The organism is Streptomyces sp. BK208 (genome assembly GCF_004364245.1).
Taxonomy (GTDB): Bacteria; Actinomycetota; Actinomycetes; order Streptomycetales; family Streptomycetaceae; genus Streptomyces.
In genome coordinates this window covers 626,177-641,798 of the sequence record NZ_SOAV01000001.1, presented here as the reverse complement: position 1 = coordinate 641,798, position 15,622 = coordinate 626,177, and the positions used below count along the sequence as shown (strand labels likewise).

Sequence of the window (15,622 nt, the reverse complement as noted above, 5' to 3'; positions counted from 1 at the left end):
CCATCCGGGACGCGGCCGACGGAGATTTTCTGACGGTGTGTGACCTGCGGCGATATCCCCTCGCGCGGTTGCCGCCCGGCGGCCCCCTCACCAGGACGGACCATTCCCGAAATGCGGCTGCGCGCAGGTCAACTGAGGGTCTTTCTGGGAGGCGCTTCTCGCCGATCGACCGGGGACGGGACCCGGGGCGTCTTCCGCGGAGGATCACATGCGCAACACTCGTGCCCTCGCGGCAGCCGGCGCCGCGGTCGCTGTCCTCGGTCTGGCCGCCCCCGCGGCCACCGCCGGCGGCGACCACAACCAGCCGAGCAACATCGTCGCGCTGCCCAGCGTCATCGCCCGCGGCGGTCAGATGACCGTCACGGTCGACGGCTGCCCCCAGGGCGGCACCATGACCTCGGACGCCTTCCGGACCACCCACCTGACGCCGGTCAGGGGGGCCAACGAGACGTCCAGGGGCACGGCCACCATCAAGCAGGACGCCAGGCCCGGCTCGTACGACATCACCGTCAACTGCTCGGGCCGGCGGCTGACCCGGCCGGCGGCCTTCACCGTCATCGGCGGTGTCCGCGGCGGCCTCGGCGGCAGCAGCTCCGACGGGGCGACCTCGACCGACATCGCGATCGGCGGCGGGCTCGTGGCCGCGGCCGTCGCCGGTGGCGGGCTGTTCTGGATGCGCCGCCGGTCCGAGCGGCGGATCTGACCCCGCTCGGCCCCCACCGGACACGGGCGCACGACGTCGCCCCGGACCCTCGTCGGATCCGGGGCGACGTCCTGCGCGCGTCGTGCTGAGGCGTCGGAGGTATCAGGCGCCGTCCTCGCCGGAACGCCGGCGCATGAGGTGGTACGCCGTGCCCACGGCCCCCGCGACGAGCGCCGCGCCCAGCCCGATCTGCTTCAGGTCGAACCCGGCGACGCTGCCGCCCCCACCGGCGTGCACCCCCTTGGAGTGCCAGGGCTCGTCGGACGGGCGGTGCGAGCCGCCCGCGATGGTCAGGTCGGCCGTGCCGGTCTTGTCCCGGCAGGCGAACGTCACCCGGTAGACGGCGCCGCGCCGGGCATCCCGGTCGACGCGCGCCGTCGCGGACGACTCGTGCCGGGGGATGGTGACCGTGTCGAACACCGGAGAGGTGACCGTCACCCGCCCGTGGCAGCCCGCGGCGGTGCGGCCCACCCCCAGCGTGACCTCGCTCCCCGGCTCCACCGTGGCCGGGGAGACGGTGAAGCCGAACGTGTTCGAGCCCACGGCACCCGCCGGGACACAGGCGGAGAGGGCGGCGGCGCCCAGCAGTGCGACCGAGGCGACGGGTATCGCGCGCATGGTGAATCCTCCGGTCCCCGAGGAGCGGCGGCGGACCAGTTCCGCTCGCGCCAGAAATGCACCTCGATGTCCGAAACGCTAGAAAACCGCGCACGTCACCGCGATCGCAGTCGCGCGAATGGGGCAAGGGTGTGGGCCGGTCAGGGGACGGTGGCGGCGTGTCGGCCGCCACCGCCCCTGGCGCCGTGTCAGTCCCCGGCGCCCGGGAAGAGGCTCAGGAACGGGTCGGTGGACGCCGCCACGCCCCGGCTGAAGGGCGCGTCGAAGTCCCAGATCAGGAAGAGCAGGAAGGCGATCAGCGCGGAGAACAGTCCCGCGAGGACCAGTTCGCGGGGCGTGCGACGGATCTGCAGGGCGAAGACCATCCCGATGGTGACGACGGCCCCGGCGATGAGCCCGAACCACACCACCCCCGGCATGGTCGCCCCGGTCGACTGCGCCCGGGAGTTGCGGGCCTGGTCCGCCAGGGCGACCTGGTCGACGAGGGGCTGGTAGGCCTGGGCCTCGAAGTCCGAGCGCGGCTCGTAGTCGGTGACGTCCGCACGGACGCGGTCCAGCAGGTCGGTGCCGCGGTCGGTCACCTCCCCGTGATCGGCCATCGCCTTCCACTCGGTGGTGACGACGTGTCCGACATAGGCGTTGACATCCGCCCGGATGCGGTCACGGACCTCGGGCGGGTAGACCCGCGCCCGCTCCGAGACCTCGTGCAGCGCCACGGCCTCCGTCTGCACGTCGGCCTGGGCCGCGCTGCGCGCCTCCCAGACACCGGCGATGGCCAGGCCCAGGACGATGGCGTACACCACGCCGATCCACATCGTCATGTACTCGATGACGTCCGGAGTCTCGGTGATGTCCTCGTCGTCGGACGCGGTGCGGTGCCGCAGGAAGGTGACGATGACCACCACGACACAGGCGGCCAGCATCGCGAGGGTGAGAACAAGCCATTCCGGCAAGAGGGCCTCCAGGAATCAGCGCGCACGGAGCGCGGCGACCGCGACCACCGCGGGCACGGTGATGAGCAGGACGAAGACGAGCGGTGACGTGGCGCCGCCCGTGGACCGCCGCGGCGGCCGGGCGGCCCGCTGGCGCGGGTAGTGCACCGGGCTGAGGGACGGCGTGGGCGTGGGCGTGACCGACGGGGCGGGGGCGGGCGACGCGGGGCGGACCGGCGGCGGGGCGGTGCTGGGTGCCGGGGCCGGGGGCGGGGTCGGCGCGGGCCGGGGCGGCGCCGGACGCGGGGCCGGCGGCGGTGGTTCGGGCTTCGGCGCCGGTGGCTTCGGCGGGGGAGGCTTCGGCGTGGGCGGCGGGGGAGGGGGCTCGGGCGGAGGGGGCGGAGGTGTCGGTGTCGGTGTCGGGGTCGGGGTGGGCGTCGGAGTCGGGGTGGGCTTGGGGCACGGCGGGAAGGGCGGCCAGGGATGGTTCCCGGCGACCGCCACCGCGTCGGTGCCGTCCGGTCCGGTCGAGGCGTACGCGCAGGCGTCGGCCTGCGCCGGGCCCACCGGTATGCCGACGAGGGTGAACGTCAGCGTCACCAGGGCCAACACCCGCCCGGCGGCGGCGGGTCGGGTCGGTTCGGGTCCATGCACGACGCAGATCATGAAGCCTGGAGCACCGTCCCACGGCCGAGTGCCCCTCGATTGCCCCGAAGGAGGGACACGGCCCCACCAGGGGTTTGACCGCGGCTGACCGGTCCGCGCCGGACTTCGGAAATGTGTGCGAGACGTCGCGCGGCGAGTGACGGACGGGAAAGAAACCCGCGCCCTCGTTGAACACGACGGGCGCCCCCGTGCGTACCCAGTGTCGTGCGGCGGCCGGAAGGGCGTCCCAACACCTTCGTGACGATCGGGGATTGACGATGAAGACCTCCTGGCGGAGCGCCTCACTCGTGGTGAGCGCCGCGGCGCTGCTGGCGCTGACGACGGCGTGCGGCCAGGACGGCGGCGGCGCCACCGGCAGTCAGAACGTGGGCGCGACGGCCGCGCCCGGCGACGTCGGCGACCTCGGCGCGAGCGCCGGCGACGGGGCCGGCACCGGCGCGGGCGGCGGACAGACCCCGGCGGGCGCGCCGGAGCCCGCGGGCAAGCTGTCCGTCTCGCCGAACGCCGAGATCGGCGACCTGGTGACCGACGGAGCGGGCCGTACCCTCTACCGCTTCGACGCCGACACCGCCGAGCCCCCCAAGACGACCTGCGAGAACGACTGCGCCACCGCGTGGCCGCCGGTGGCCGCCGACGACGCCCTCGCCGGTGAGGGCATCGACGCGGACCTGCTCGGCGAGGTCGCCCGCCCCGACGGCACCAAACAACTGACGATCGGCGGCTGGCCCGCGTACCGCTACGCCAAGGACACCGCCGCCGGTGACGTCAAGGGCCAGGGCGTCGGCAAGAAGTGGTACGCGCTGGCCGCCGACGGCAAGAAGGCCACGGCCGAGCCGGCCGCCGGGCTGGCGACCCGCAAGGACCCGAAACTCGGCGAGATCGTCGTCGACAAGAACGGCATGACGGTCTACCGCTTCATGAAGGACGAGGCCTGGCCGAAGCCGGTGTCGGCGTGCACCGGCGGCTGCCTGGCGAAGTGGCCGGTCGTGGCGCCCGTCGAGACGAACGACACCGAGGGCGTCGAGAAGAAGGGGCTGATGAGCTTCACCCGCCCCGACGGAGCCGCCCAGCAGACGATCGACTGCTGGCCCATTTACACGTTCGCCGGTGACAAGAAGGCCGGCGACACCAACGGCCAAGGCGTCGGCGGCACTTGGTACGCCGTCAAGCCGGACGGAAAACCGGTCGGCGCGCCGAAGAAGTAGCGGCCCCCGCGCTCCGGCCTCCGGCGGCCAGACACAGGACCGTCCCCTCCGTCCGCAGACGGAGGGGACGGTCCCGTTCGTGTGTTTTGGCACGCCTTCGCGCACGGCACGTGCCGCAGGCAGTGACCGGGAACGGACGGTCAATTTCCGGTTGGGCTCGCTCCTTTGGCGGGCGATCAGTAGCCTCAGCTCGAACACCGGACCGCCTATGCCTTGGAGAGCTAGATGGAGCGTCCCGCCTGGGCCCCTCGCAGCATCGACATCTCGGTGCCCAGCGTGTCCCGGATCTACGACTTCTACCTGGGCGGTTCGCACAACTTCGAGGTCGACCGGGAAGCGGCCCGCCGGGCCATGGAGTTCATGCCGGGGCTCCCCAAGATCATGCAGTCCAACCGGGCGTTCATGCGCCGGGCCGTGCGCTTCGCCGCCGACGAGGGCATCGACCAGTTCCTCGACATCGGCTCCGGAATCCCCACCTTCGGCAACGTCCACGAGGTGGCCGGACGCAGCCGTCCCGGCGCCCGTGTGGTCTACGTGGACCACGATCCGGTGGCGGTGGCGCACAGCGAGGCCGTCCTGGCGGACGTCGACCACGCGGACGTCGTGGCCGGCGACCTGCTCAAGCCGCGGGAGATTCTGGCCGACCCCCGGGTGGAGCGGCTGATCGACCTGAATCGGCCGGTCGCCCTGCTGCTGGTTGCCATACTGCACTTCGTGGCGGACGAGGACGACCCGTACGCTGCGGTGGCCGAGTTGAGCGACGCGCTCGCGCCCGGCAGCCTGCTCGTCCTCACGCACGCCTCGTACGAGAACATCCCGCTGCCCGCCGAGCGGGCCGGGGGCGCGGTGGACGTGTACAAGGACATCCGCAATCCGCTGATCATGCGTTCGCGCGAGCACATCGCGCGGTTCTTCGAGGGGTACGACATGGTGGAACCCGGACTGGTTCCGATGCCGCGCTGGAGGCCGGAGGGGGAGCCCGAGGAAGAGGACCCGTACGCGTTCTCAGGGTTCGCCGGCGTGGGGCGTACGGCGTGAGCGCGGAGCCGGACGGGACGGAGGACCGGCTGCGCCGGTTCGCGACGATCTGGAGCCGGGCGGTGTTCCCGGTGACCTCGACGTCGTCCACGCGGCCCGAGTTCGAGGCCCAACTGCTGCCGCTGGCCCGCCGGCTGAGCGAGGTGCTGCGGGCGCGGGGCTTCGACGCGGCGGAGGGCAGGGCGGTCGGCGCCGCCCTCGTCGACGCGCACTGCACCGACCCCGAGGCGCTCTCCAGGACACTCGACTGCGTCGACGCCTACCTGGTGCTCTACTGCGGGGAGGACGGCGACCCGGAGGACCTGCGGGCGCGTTCGGCGCGGCTCCAGCACGCGATGGCGGCCGGGTTCGCCGGGGCGCTGCGCTCGAGGACCCTGGCCGAGCAGGAGGCCATCGCGCAGGCCGCCCTGAAGGCGCAGGGCGTGGTCGCCCAGGCGCTGCACGCCAGCGAGGCCCGCTTCCGCGCGGTCTTCGAGGGCGCCGCCATAGGCATCGGCATCGCCGACCTGGACGGCAACGTCCTCCAGGTCAACGACGCGTTGATGCGGATGTTCGGCATCCCCGACCCCGTGCTCGGCGGCCGCCGGGCGACCGAGTGGACGCACCCCGACGACGCGCCGCAGATCTGGCGGCTCTACGAGGAGCTGGTGCGCGGCGAGCGCGAGCACTACCACGTCGAGAAGGCCTTCTACCGGCCCGACGGCACGGTCCTGTGGACCAACCTCACCGTCTCCCTGCTGCGCGACGCCGACGGCGCCCCGCAGTACCAGCTCGCGCTGATGGAGGACACCACCGAACGGCGGCTGCTCAACCTGCGGCTGCGTTACGAGGCCACCCACGACGCGCTCACCGGCCTGCCCAACCGCAGCTTCTTCTTCGAGCGGCTGGAGAAGGCCCTGAACGCGGGCCCCGGCCAGCGCTTCGGCCTGTGCTACCTCGACCTGGACGGCTTCAAGGCCGTCAACGACAGCCTCGGCCACGCCGCCGGTGACCGGCTGCTGGTGGAGGTCGCCGACCGGCTCCAGGCCTGCGCCACCGCGCCCGGTGAGATGGTGGCCCGGCTGGGCGGCGACGAGTTCGTGGCACTGACCACGGGCCCCGACACCCGGCGCGAGGTCGACGAGCTGGCCGGGCGCATCATGAACGCGCTGCTCGCCCCGGTCAGCGTCGACGGGCGCGACCTGACCGTGCGCGGCAGCATCGGCGTCGTCGAGGGCCCGGCGGGCGAGCGCAGCCCGGCCGAGGTGCTGCGCAGCGCCGACATCACGATGTACCGGGCCAAGTCGGCGGGCGGCAACCGCTTCGAGCTGGCCGACCCGGAGGCCGACGCCCGCGTCATCACCCGGCACGGGCTGACCACCGCGCTGCCGGCCGCCCTGGAGCGCGGCGAGTTCTTCATCGAGTACCAGCCGCTGGTCCACCTCGGCGACGGCAGTGTGCGCGGCGCCGAGGCGCTGGTGCGCTGGCTGCACCCGCAGCACGGGGTGCTCGGTCCCGACCGCTTCATCCCGCTCGCCGAACACACGGGCCTGATCGTGCCGTTGGGCCGCTGGGTCCTCGAACAGTCCGTGCGCCAGGCCCGCCTGTGGCGGGAGCGGTACGGCGAGACGACCGTCGCGGGCCCGCTGCGCATCAACGTCAACCTCTCGCCCTGCCAGCTCACCCACCCGGGACTGGTCCAGGACACCGTGGAGATCCTGGAGCGGGCCGGTGTCACGCCCGACGCGCTGTGCCTGGAGGTGACGGAGTCGGCGCTGATCGGTGCGGACGACGACCTGCTGAAGCCGCTGCGCCGACTGGCCGAGATGGGGGTGGACATCGCCCTGGACGACTTCGGCACCGGCTACTCCAACCTGGCCAACCTGCGCCGGCTGCCGGTGAGCGTCCTCAAGCTGGACCGCTCGTTCACGCAGAGCATGCAGCAGTTCCCGGCGGACCCCGTCGACCTGAAGATCGTCGAAGGGATCGTCGCGCTGGCCCACAGCCTGGACCTCGCGGTCACCGTGGAGGGCGTGGAGACCGGCGCCCAGGCCGAGCAGCTGCGCATACTGGGCTGCGACACGGCCCAGGGCTGGTACTACGCACGCCCGGGCCCGCCGGAGCGGCTGCACGAGCTGGCGCTGGTGGACGCCACGGGCTGACCGCGGCCGCAGCCCCGCTCGATCCCCACCGGTGGTGTGCCGGCCGGCCCTCCGTCCCGCACGCCCCGCCTCGGGCCCGGACGCGGACCGCCTCGGTGGAGCGCACGGGGGAGCGCCGTCGTTCGGTTCAGGTGGCGGTGCGGGCGGCCTCGGCGACTTCTGTCGCGGCGCGCACGAAGGCGGCGGTGGCGGTCGAGCGTGACTGGCTGGGCCAGGCGAGGGAGAGGACGACCGGCGGTGCGTCCAGGACCGGGCGGTAGGCGACGCCCGGGCGTGGATAGCGGGCGCTGACCGACGCGGGCAGCAGGGTGACGACCTTGCCGAGGGAGACGGCCGTGAGCACCTGCGCCAGGTCGTCGTGGCCGCGCCGGGCCTCGTCGACGTACCTCTGCACGCCGTCCGCGTCCAGGCCGAGGTCGGCCAGCTCCAGGCGGTCGCGTCCGGCGAGCGGGTGGTCCGCGGCGAGCACGGCGACGCGCGCTTCGGCGGCCAGCGTCTCGGAGTCGAGGCCGGTGCCGTCGAACGGCGCGTGGACCAGGGCGACGTCGGCCTCGCCGCCGCGCAGCAGCCGCGGCTGCTCCTGCCACCCGCACAGCCGGACGGCGACCGGCACGGCCCCGGGCTCGGCCGCGTAGCGGGCGAGTATCGGCTCCAGCAGTCCCGCGTCCCCGTCCGCCTTCACGGCCAGCACCAGTTTCGGCCCCTCGGCCGCGCGCCTGGCCCGCCGCCCCGCGGCCTCCAGGGCGTCGAGCGCGACGCGTGCCTCGGCGAGCAGCACGTCGCCCGCCGGGGTCCGGGTGACCCGGTGCGTGGTCCGCTCGAACAGGGGGACCCCCAGCTCGGCCTCCAGGCGGCGGATCGCCCTCGACAGGGGCGGTGGGGAGATGCCCAGGCGCTCGGCGGCGCGTGCGAAGTTCAGCTCCTCGGCCACCGCCACGAAGTAGCGCAGGGATCGCGACTCCATGTCCGCCTCCCGGGAGGTGCGTCCGGTATTGCTCTCAGGGTAACAACCGGGACCCGACCGGTCCTTCAGTTCCGCCCGGCCGGCGAACAGGATGGAAGGGCGCCGGACAGCGTACGGGACCGGCTTCCCGCCCCGGCGCGGTTCCTCTCTCCCCTCCTCACCCGAACCGGAGTTGTACCCGTGATCGTCATCACCACCCCGACCGGCGGCATCGGCCGGCAGGTCCTCGACCACGTCCTGGACGGCCTCGACGCCCGGGACGGCGCAGCCGCGGTCCGAGTGATCGTCCGCGATCCCGGCCGTCTCACCGCCCGGGGCCGGGAGCGGGCCGAGGTGTTCCAGGGCTCGCACGCCGACCCCGAGGTCCTGGGCGCGGCCTGCGAGGGCGCCGACCAGGTGTTCTGGCTGGTGCCGCCCGCGCCCGGCGCCGACAGCGTCGAGGGCCACTTCCGCGCCTTCACGCAGCCCCTGTGCGAGGTGATCGCGCGCCAGGGCGTCCCTCGGATCGTGGCCGTCTCCAGCCTGGGACGCGGCGTGGCGAAGGACGCCGGACCGATCTCCGCCTCGCTCGCCATGGACGAGCGGATCGCGGCCACCGGCGTGCACTACCGGGCGCTGTGCCCGCCCTTCCTGATGGAGAACCTGCTCGGGCAGGCGGCCGGCCTGCGCGAGATGGGCGAGTTCCGCGTGGCGTACGCCGCGGACCGGGTCCTGCGCACCTGTGCCACCGCCGACATCGCCGCCACGGCCGCACGTCTGCTGCTCGACGGCTCCTGGACCGGCCGCGCCGACGTCCCCCTGGTCGGCCCCGACGCGCTGACCCCCGCGGGCATGGCGGAGGTCCTGTCCGAGGTGCTGGACCGTCCGGTACGGGTGCGCGAGAGCACCCCGGAGGAGTACCGGGCGTCCGCCCTGCGGTTCGGGGCGAGCGAGGCGGGCGCCCAGGGCCTGGCCGACATGGCCTCGGCGATGGACGCCCAGGGCTTCTACGGCCCGTCCGAGCCCAGCACCCCGGACACCGCGCCGACGAGCTTCCGCCGCTGGTGCGAGGAGGTCCTCAGGCCCGCCGCGCTCGCCTGACCCGCACCGCCACCGCCCCGGCGGCCCGCGCCGTCACCGCTCCAGCAGCATCCGCTGCAGCTCCCGCGCCGCCCTCGGCGGGGCCACGTCGCTGCGGTGGGCCAGCGCGATGGTCCGGTGCAGCCCGGGCCGGGCCAGCGGGGTCACCCGCAGCCCGCGCCCGGAGCGGGCGGCCACCATGCGCGGGACCACCGCCATGCCGAGCCCGGCCCGTACGAATCCCAGCACCGCGTCCATCTCCCCGCCCTCCACGGCGAAGTCCGGCTCGAACCCGGCCGAGCGGCACGCGGCCACGGTCAGCTCCCGCAGGTCGTAGCCGTGCCGGAACATCACCAGACGCTCACCCTCCAGGTCGGTGATGCGCACGGCACGGCGCCCGCCGCCCGGCCGGGGCGAGTCCGGGGACGACACCACCACCAGGTCCTCCCGCAGCAGCTCCACCGTGGTCAGCGACGGTGACGCGGTGGGCAGCGGCAGCACGACCAGGGCCAGGTCGAGCGCGCCGCGCGCCAGCTCCCGCACCAGGTCGTGCGAGCCGCTCTCCTCGACGAGCAGCTGGATGCCGGGATAGCGGTCGTGGAAGGCGCGCAGCACGTCCGGGAGCAGGCCGGTGCACAGGCTCGGGGTGGCGCCCAGCCTGACCCGGCCGCGGCGCAGCTGGGCCAGCTCCAGCACCTCGTGCCGGGCGGTGTCCGCGTCCGCCAGGATGCGCCGGGCCAGCGGGAGCAGCGCCTCCCCGGCGTCGGTGAGGGTGATGTTCCCGCGCGCCCGAAGGAACAGGTCGGCGCCCAGCTCCCGCTCCAGCGCCTTGATCTGCTGCGACAGTGAGGGCTGCGCCACGTGCACCACGTCGGCGGCCCGGGTGAAGTGCCGGGTCTCGGCCACCGCCACGAAGTACTGGAGCTGTTGCAACTGCATACCGCGAGCATACGACCTCGATAGGCAGTATCTATGGAAACCAGGCGTTCCATGTCTTGGACCGATGGGCCCTCGGCGCCGTAGCGTCCTGTGCCATGGCTCTGGCAACGCGGACGGACCGACGGCCGTCCATGGCGCGCACCGTGTGGGACTCGACCGTCGGCAAGAAGACAGTGATGGCGGTCAGCGGTCTCGTCATGCTGCTCTACCTGGTCGCCCACATGATCGGAAACCTGAAGATCTTCTTCGGGACCGAGGAGTTCAACCACTACGCCCACTGGCTGCGCACGGTCGGCGAGCCGTTCATGCACTACGAGTGGACGCTCTGGCTGATCCGCGTGGTGCTGGTCGTCGCCGTCGTCGCCCACGCCGTCTCCGCGTACCAGCTCAGCCGCCGCGACATCAAGGCCCGGCCCAGCAAGTACGTGCACAAGAAGGCACGCGCCGGCTACGCCACCCGCACCATGCGCTGGGGCGGCGTCATCCTGGGCCTGTTCATCGTCTGGCACCTCCTCGACCTGACCACCGGCACCGTGCACTCCGGCGGCTTCGAGACCGGCAAGCCCTACCAGAACGTCGTGGACACCTTCTCCACCTGGTACGGCAATGTCGTCTACATCGTCGCGATGCTCGCCCTCGGCCTGCACATCCGGCACGGCTTCTGGAGCGCCGCCCAGACCCTCGGCGCGGGCAGCCGTACCCGCGACCGCGTCCTGAAGACGACCGCGAACGTCCTCGCGCTGCTGCTCACGATCGGCTTCATCGCCGTACCCGTGGGCGTCATGACCGGAGTGGTGAGCTGACATGACAACCTACGCCGACTACACGACCGGCGAGCCGGTCGCCGACACCAAGGCCCCGGCCGGACCCGTCGACGAGCGCTGGGACACGCGCCGCTTCGAGGCGAAGCTGGTCAACCCCGCCAACCGGCGCGGCAAGACCGTCATCGTCGTCGGCACCGGTCTCGCGGGCGGCTCCGCCGGCGCGACCCTCGCCGAACAGGGCTACCACGTCGTCCAGTTCTGCTACCAGGACTCCCCGCGCCGGGCCCACTCCATCGCCGCGCAGGGCGGCATCAACGCCGCGAAGAACTACCGCAACGACGGCGACTCGATCCACCGCCTGTTCTACGACACCGTCAAGGGCGGCGACTTCCGCTCCCGCGAGTCCAACGTGCACCGGCTCGCGCAGATCTCCGTCGAGATCATCGACCAGTGCGTCGCCCAGGGCGTGCCCTTCGCCCGCGAGTACGGCGGTCTGCTCGACACCCGGTCCTTCGGCGGCGTCCAGGTCTCCCGCACCTTCTACGCCCGCGGCCAGACGGGACAGCAGCTGCTGCTCGGCGCGTACCAGGCGCTCAGCCGGCAGATCGCGGCCGGCGCCATCGAGATGCACCCGCGCACCGAGATGCTCGACCTGATCGTGGTGGACGGCCGGGCACGCGGCATCGTCGCCCGGGACCTGATCACCGGGAAGATCGACACGTACTTCGCGGACGCCGTCGTCCTGGCCAGCGGCGGGTACGGCAACGTCTTCTACCTCTCCACCAACGCCATGAACTCCAACGCGACCGCGATCTGGCGGGCGCACCGGCGCGGTGCCCACTTCGCCAACCCCTGCTTCACGCAGATCCACCCCACCTGCATCCCGCGCACCGGCGACCACCAGTCCAAACTCACCCTGATGAGCGAGTCGCTGCGCAACGACGGCCGCATCTGGGTGCCGAAGGCCAAGGGGGACGACCGTCCGCCGAACCGGATCCCCGAGGACGAGCGCGACTACTACCTGGAGCGCATCTACCCGTCCTTCGGCAACCTCGTGCCCCGCGACATCGCCTCCCGCGCCGCGAAGAACGTCTGCGACGAGGGCAGGGGGGTGGGCCCCGGCGGACAGGGCGTCTACCTGGACTTCGCCGACGCGATCGGGCGCATGGGGCGTAAGGCGGTCGAGGCCAAGTACGGCAACCTCTTCGACATGTACCAGCGGATCACCGACGAGGACCCGTACCGGGTTCCCATGCGGATCTACCCCGCCGTGCACTACACGATGGGCGGCCTGTGGGTCGACTACGACCTCCAGACCACGATCCCCGGCCTGTTCGCGATCGGCGAGGCCAACTTCTCCGACCACGGCGCCAACCGGCTCGGCGCCTCCGCGCTGATGCAGGGCCTGGCCGACGGCTACTTCGTCCTGCCGGCCACCATCAACGACTACCTCGCCCGCAACCCCCACAAGGACGACCTGGACGACGCCCACCCGGTGGTGCAGGAGGTGCTGGCCGAGACCGAGGACCGGCTGAACCTGCTGCTGTCGGTCGACGGCGACCGCACCCCGGACTCCTTCCACCGCGAACTCGGCGAGCTGATGTGGGAGTTCTGCGGCATGGCCCGCACCGACCCGGGACTGCGCAAGGCCCTGGAGCGCATCCCGCAGATCCGCGAGGAGTTCTGGCGCCGCATCAAGGTCCCGGGCACCGGTGAGGAGTTCAACCAGTCGCTGGAGAAGGCCAACCGCGTCGTCGACTACCTGGAGCTCGCCGAGCTGATGTGCCTCGACGCGCTGCACCGGGCCGAGTCCTGCGGCGGCCACTTCCGCGAGGAGTCCCAGACCCCGGACGGCGAGGCGGCGCGCAAGGACGACGAGTTCGGCTACGTCTCCGCCTGGGAGTTCAACGGCACCGGCGAGGCCCCCACCCTGCACAAGGAAGACCTGGTCTTCGAGTACGTCCACCCCACCCAGCGGAGCTACGCATGAAGCTCACCCTGCGCGTCTGGCGGCAGAAGAACGCCGACGCCGAAGGCGCCATGTCCACGTACCAGGTGGACGGCATCTCCAGCGACATGTCCTTCCTGGAGATGCTCGACACCCTCAACGAGGAGCTCATCCTCAAGGGCGAGGACCCGGTCGCCTTCGACCACGACTGCCGCGAGGGCATCTGCGGCGCCTGCTCTCTGGTCATCAACGGCGACGCCCACGGCCCCGAGCGCACCACCACCTGCCAACTGCACATGCGGTCCTTCCGGGACGGCGACACGATCGACATCGAGCCCTGGCGGGCCTCCGCCTTCCCGGTCGTCAAGGACCTGGTCGTCGACCGTTCGGCCTTCGACCGGATCATCCAGGCCGGCGGCTACATCACCGCCCCCACCGGTGCCGCGCCGGAGGCGCACGCCACTCCGGTGCCCAAGCCGGACGCCGAACTCGCCTTCGAGCACGCGGAGTGCATCGGGTGCGGCGCCTGCGTCGCGGCCTGCCCGAACGGGGCGGCGATGCTGTTCACGTCCGCGAAGGTGAACCACCTGAACGTCCTGCCGCAGGGCGCGCCCGAGCGCGAGACGCGGGTGCTCGACATGGTGGGGCAGATGGACGCCGAGGGCTTCGGCGGGTGCACGCTGGCCGGCGAGTGCGCGACCGCCTGCCCGAAGGGCATCCCGCTGATGTCCATCACCAGCATGAACAAGGAGTGGCTGCGGGCCACGCGCAAGGTGGCCAGGAAGTAGCCCCACCGACGTTCGCCGAAAGGTGCGGACGGACGGGGCCGGGAGAGGTGCTCCTCCCGGCCCCGTCTCGCTTGCGCGCACCCGGCACACGGCCGCGCCCGGCATTCAGCAAGCCCACATCCGCGCTCCCGGCACTCGTCACGCGCAGTACAGCCGGCCTCGGAAGAACTGTGGCGGAGCCGTCCCCACGACACCGTCCCCACGAGCAGGAGAGCACCCATGACCGGCGTACTGACCGCGGACCGCCCCCCGAAGCCCGCCGCTACACCGTCGCCCTGGCCCGCGACGAGGACGACGTACGGGCCGCGCAGCGGCTGCGGCACGACGTGTTCGCCGGGGAGATGGGCGCCCTGCTGGCGAGCCCGCAGCCCGGGTACGACGTCGACCCCTTCGACGCGTACTGCGACCACCTGCTCGTGCGCGAGGAGATCACCGGGCAGGTCGTCGGGACCTACCGGCTGCTGCCCCCGGACCGCGCGGCGGTCGCCGGACGGCTGTACGCGGAGAGCGAGTTCGACCTCGCGGCGCTGGACGCGATCCGGCCCGGGCTGGTCGAGGTCGGCCGCTCCTGCGTGCACCCCGACCACCGCGACGGCACCGTCATCGGTCTCGTCTGGGCCGGCCTGGCCCGCTACATGACCGACCGCCGCCACGCCTGGCTCGCGGGCTGCTGTTCGCTCCCGCTCGCCGACGGCGGGGCGCTCGCCGCCGGAGCCTGGGACCGGGTGCGGGCCAAGCACCTGGCGCCCGAGGAGTACCGGGTACGGCCGCTGCTGCCCTGGATCCCGCGCGCCGCCCCGTCCGCCGCCCGCACCGAACTGCCGGCGCTGCTGCGCGGCTACCTCCGGCTCGGCGCCTGGGTCTGCGGCGAGCCCGCGCACGACGTGGACTTCGGCGTCGCGGACCTGTACGTGCTGCTGCCGATGAGCCGCGTCGACCCGCGCTACCTGCGGCACTTCCTCTCGCTCGCCCCGGCCCGATGAGCGGCCGGCCGCCCGTCGCACCCTGCACCCCCGCGGCGTGCGTGCAGCGGCCACGGGCCAAGGCGGCCGTGCCGCGCGCCGTGCTGCGGCTCGCCGTGGTCGCCGCTCTGCTCCTCGCCGGGATCTCCGTCGTCCTCGCGCCGTCCCGGCTGCTGCGGCGCCAACTGCCCGCGGACGTGGTGCGGCGCTACTGCCGGTGGGTCGTGCGGGCCGTGGGCGTCCGGGTCCGCGTCACGGGGGCGGCGGCCCCCGAGGGCGGGCTGCTCCTCGTCGCCCCCCACGTCTCCTGGCTCGACATCCCGCTGCTGGCCGCCGTACGTCCCGCCAGGATGCTGGCCAAGAGCGAGATCCGGCGCTGGCCGGGGGCGGGCGGGCCGGCCGCGCGCGCCGGTGTGCTGTTCATCGAACGGGAGCGGCTGCGAGCCCTGCCGGGCACGGTCGGCGCGATGGCACGGGTCCTGCGCGCGGGCGCCGCGGTGGCCGCATTCCCCGAGGGCAGCACGTGGTGCGGACGTGCCCGTGGACCCTTCCACCGGGCGGTGTTCCAGGCCGCCCTGGACGCCGGGGTGCCCGTCCAGCCGGTCCGGATCCGTTACCGCACGGGGGAGCGGGCGGTGAGCACGACTCCCGCGTTCGTCGGCGCCGACACGCTGCTCGCCTCCCTCTGGCGGGTGGCGTCGGCCCGGGGGCTGACCGCCGAAGTGGAGGTCTGCCCCGCCCTGGCGCCCGGCCGCCACTCCGACCGCCGGGCACTGGCCGAAGCCGCCGAGCGCGCGGTGCTCGGCCCGGCCGAGGACCGCACGCGCGATCATGCCCACGGCCACCACGGGAAAGCACCTTCGAAAAGTATGTGTGTTTTGTGAGCTATGTGCCG

General features: G+C 73.0%; 14 protein-coding genes and 1 pseudogene. 10 read left to right on the top strand and 5 right to left on the bottom strand.

The window, feature by feature from the left end; genetic code table 11:
* Positions 1 to 208: 208 nt before the first annotated feature.
* Positions 209 to 703, top strand: a complete 495-nt coding sequence (locus tag EV562_RS03060) for a hypothetical protein (protein ID WP_133885055.1) — start codon at positions 209 to 211, stop codon at positions 701 to 703.
* A 102-nt stretch (positions 704 to 805) separates the two neighbouring features.
* Here the strand turns inward: EV562_RS03060 and EV562_RS03055 are convergent, their stop codons facing one another.
* The 3 genes from EV562_RS03055 to EV562_RS35840 all read right to left on the bottom strand — a co-directional run bounded on the left by EV562_RS03055 (position 806) and on the right by EV562_RS35840 (position 2,421).
* A complete protein-coding gene (locus tag EV562_RS03055) occupies positions 806 to 1,321 on the bottom strand; it encodes a hypothetical protein (RefSeq protein ID WP_133885054.1) in 516 nt (171 codons plus the stop codon).
* Between the two features lie 188 nt (positions 1,322 to 1,509).
* Positions 1,510 to 2,274, bottom strand: a complete 765-nt coding sequence (locus EV562_RS03050; protein WP_133885053.1) for a DUF4239 domain-containing protein — start codon at positions 2,272 to 2,274, stop codon at positions 1,510 to 1,512.
* Positions 2,275 to 2,289: 15 nt separating this feature from the next.
* A complete protein-coding gene (locus tag EV562_RS35840; RefSeq protein WP_279588467.1) occupies positions 2,290 to 2,421 on the bottom strand; it encodes a hypothetical protein in 132 nt (43 codons plus the stop codon).
* 755 nt (positions 2,422 to 3,176) lie between these two features.
* Here EV562_RS35840 and EV562_RS03040 point away from each other — a divergent pair.
* The 3 genes from EV562_RS03040 to rmdA all read left to right on the top strand — a co-directional run bounded on the left by EV562_RS03040 (position 3,177) and on the right by rmdA (position 7,303).
* Positions 3,177 to 4,124 (top strand): SCO0930 family lipoprotein, encoded by a 948-nt coding sequence (locus tag EV562_RS03040; protein ID WP_133885365.1) that lies wholly within the window; start codon positions 3,177 to 3,179, stop codon positions 4,122 to 4,124.
* Positions 4,125 to 4,349: 225 nt separating this feature from the next.
* The gene (locus EV562_RS03035; protein WP_133885051.1) at positions 4,350 to 5,162 is read left to right on the top strand and encodes an SAM-dependent methyltransferase; all 813 of its coding nucleotides are present in this window, start codon (positions 4,350 to 4,352) and stop codon (positions 5,160 to 5,162) included.
* On the top strand, positions 5,159 to 7,303 hold the full coding sequence (gene rmdA, locus EV562_RS03030) for a cyclic Di-GMP phosphodiesterase RmdA (protein ID WP_133885050.1): 2,145 nt from the start codon (positions 5,159 to 5,161) through the stop codon (positions 7,301 to 7,303). Before EV562_RS03035 ends, rmdA begins: the two co-directional genes overlap by 4 nt.
* Positions 7,304 to 7,430: 127 nt before the next feature.
* Here rmdA and EV562_RS03025 read toward each other — a convergent pair whose 3' ends face one another.
* Positions 7,431 to 8,267 carry a LysR family transcriptional regulator gene (locus EV562_RS03025; protein WP_133885049.1) on the bottom strand — a complete coding sequence of 279 codons (837 nt, stop codon included), beginning with the start codon at positions 8,265 to 8,267 and terminating at the stop codon, positions 7,431 to 7,433.
* 180 nt (positions 8,268 to 8,447) lie between these two features.
* Between EV562_RS03025 and EV562_RS03020 the strand changes: the two genes are divergently transcribed.
* The gene (locus EV562_RS03020; RefSeq protein WP_133885048.1) at positions 8,448 to 9,347 is read left to right on the top strand and encodes an NAD(P)H-binding protein; all 900 of its coding nucleotides are present in this window, start codon (positions 8,448 to 8,450) and stop codon (positions 9,345 to 9,347) included.
* A gap of 33 nt (positions 9,348 to 9,380) precedes the next feature.
* On the opposite strand, the gene EV562_RS03015 is transcribed toward EV562_RS03020, so the two are convergent.
* Positions 9,381 to 10,265 carry a LysR substrate-binding domain-containing protein gene (locus tag EV562_RS03015; protein ID WP_133885047.1) on the bottom strand — a complete coding sequence of 295 codons (885 nt, stop codon included), beginning with the start codon at positions 10,263 to 10,265 and terminating at the stop codon, positions 9,381 to 9,383.
* A 131-nt stretch (positions 10,266 to 10,396) separates the two neighbouring features.
* Between EV562_RS03015 and EV562_RS03010 the strand changes: the two genes are divergently transcribed.
* From EV562_RS03010 to EV562_RS02990, 5 genes and pseudogenes are all read left to right on the top strand, one after another.
* Complete coding sequence (locus tag EV562_RS03010) at positions 10,397 to 11,068, top strand: succinate dehydrogenase (protein ID WP_133885364.1); 672 nt, start codon at positions 10,397 to 10,399, stop codon at positions 11,066 to 11,068.
* A 1-nt stretch (position 11,069) separates the two neighbouring features.
* Positions 11,070 to 13,019, top strand: coding sequence for a fumarate reductase/succinate dehydrogenase flavoprotein subunit (locus tag EV562_RS03005; protein ID WP_133885046.1), 1,950 nt, complete (start codon positions 11,070 to 11,072; stop codon positions 13,017 to 13,019).
* The gene (locus EV562_RS03000) at positions 13,016 to 13,765 is read left to right on the top strand and encodes a succinate dehydrogenase/fumarate reductase iron-sulfur subunit (protein WP_133885045.1); all 750 of its coding nucleotides are present in this window, start codon (positions 13,016 to 13,018) and stop codon (positions 13,763 to 13,765) included. The genes EV562_RS03005 and EV562_RS03000 overlap by 4 nt, the downstream gene beginning before the upstream one ends.
* 219 nt (positions 13,766 to 13,984) lie before the next feature.
* Positions 13,985 to 14,748 (top strand): annotated as a pseudogene (locus EV562_RS02995) (GNAT family N-acyltransferase).
* Entirely contained in the window at positions 14,745 to 15,611 is an 867-nt protein-coding gene (locus EV562_RS02990) for a lysophospholipid acyltransferase family protein (RefSeq protein ID WP_133885043.1), read from the top strand. The pseudogene EV562_RS02995 and the gene EV562_RS02990 overlap by 4 nt, the downstream one beginning before the upstream one ends.
* Positions 15,612 to 15,622: the final 11 nt, after the last annotated feature.

Bases quoted from the DNA above. Each gene is read 5' to 3' on its own strand.
- EV562_RS03000 (WP_133885045.1), top strand. From the start codon at position 13,016: ATGAAGCTCACCCTGCGCGTCTGGCGGCAGAAGAACGCCGACGCCGAA.
- EV562_RS03040 (WP_133885365.1), top strand. From the start codon at position 3,177: ATGAAGACCTCCTGGCGGAGCGCCTCACTCGTGGTGAGCGCCGCGGCG.
- EV562_RS03010 (WP_133885364.1), top strand. From the start codon at position 10,397: ATGGCGCGCACCGTGTGGGACTCGACCGTCGGCAAGAAGACAGTGATG.
- EV562_RS03005 (WP_133885046.1), top strand. From the start codon at position 11,070: ATGACAACCTACGCCGACTACACGACCGGCGAGCCGGTCGCCGACACC.
- EV562_RS03015 (WP_133885047.1), bottom strand. From the start codon at position 10,265: ATGCAGTTGCAACAGCTCCAGTACTTCGTGGCGGTGGCCGAGACCCGG.
- EV562_RS03035 (WP_133885051.1), top strand. From the start codon at position 4,350: ATGGAGCGTCCCGCCTGGGCCCCTCGCAGCATCGACATCTCGGTGCCC.
- EV562_RS02990 (WP_133885043.1), top strand. From the start codon at position 14,745: ATGAGCGGCCGGCCGCCCGTCGCACCCTGCACCCCCGCGGCGTGCGTG.
- EV562_RS03060 (WP_133885055.1), top strand. From the start codon at position 209: ATGCGCAACACTCGTGCCCTCGCGGCAGCCGGCGCCGCGGTCGCTGTC.
- EV562_RS03055 (WP_133885054.1), bottom strand. From the start codon at position 1,321: ATGCGCGCGATACCCGTCGCCTCGGTCGCACTGCTGGGCGCCGCCGCC.
- EV562_RS03025 (WP_133885049.1), bottom strand. From the start codon at position 8,267: ATGGAGTCGCGATCCCTGCGCTACTTCGTGGCGGTGGCCGAGGAGCTG.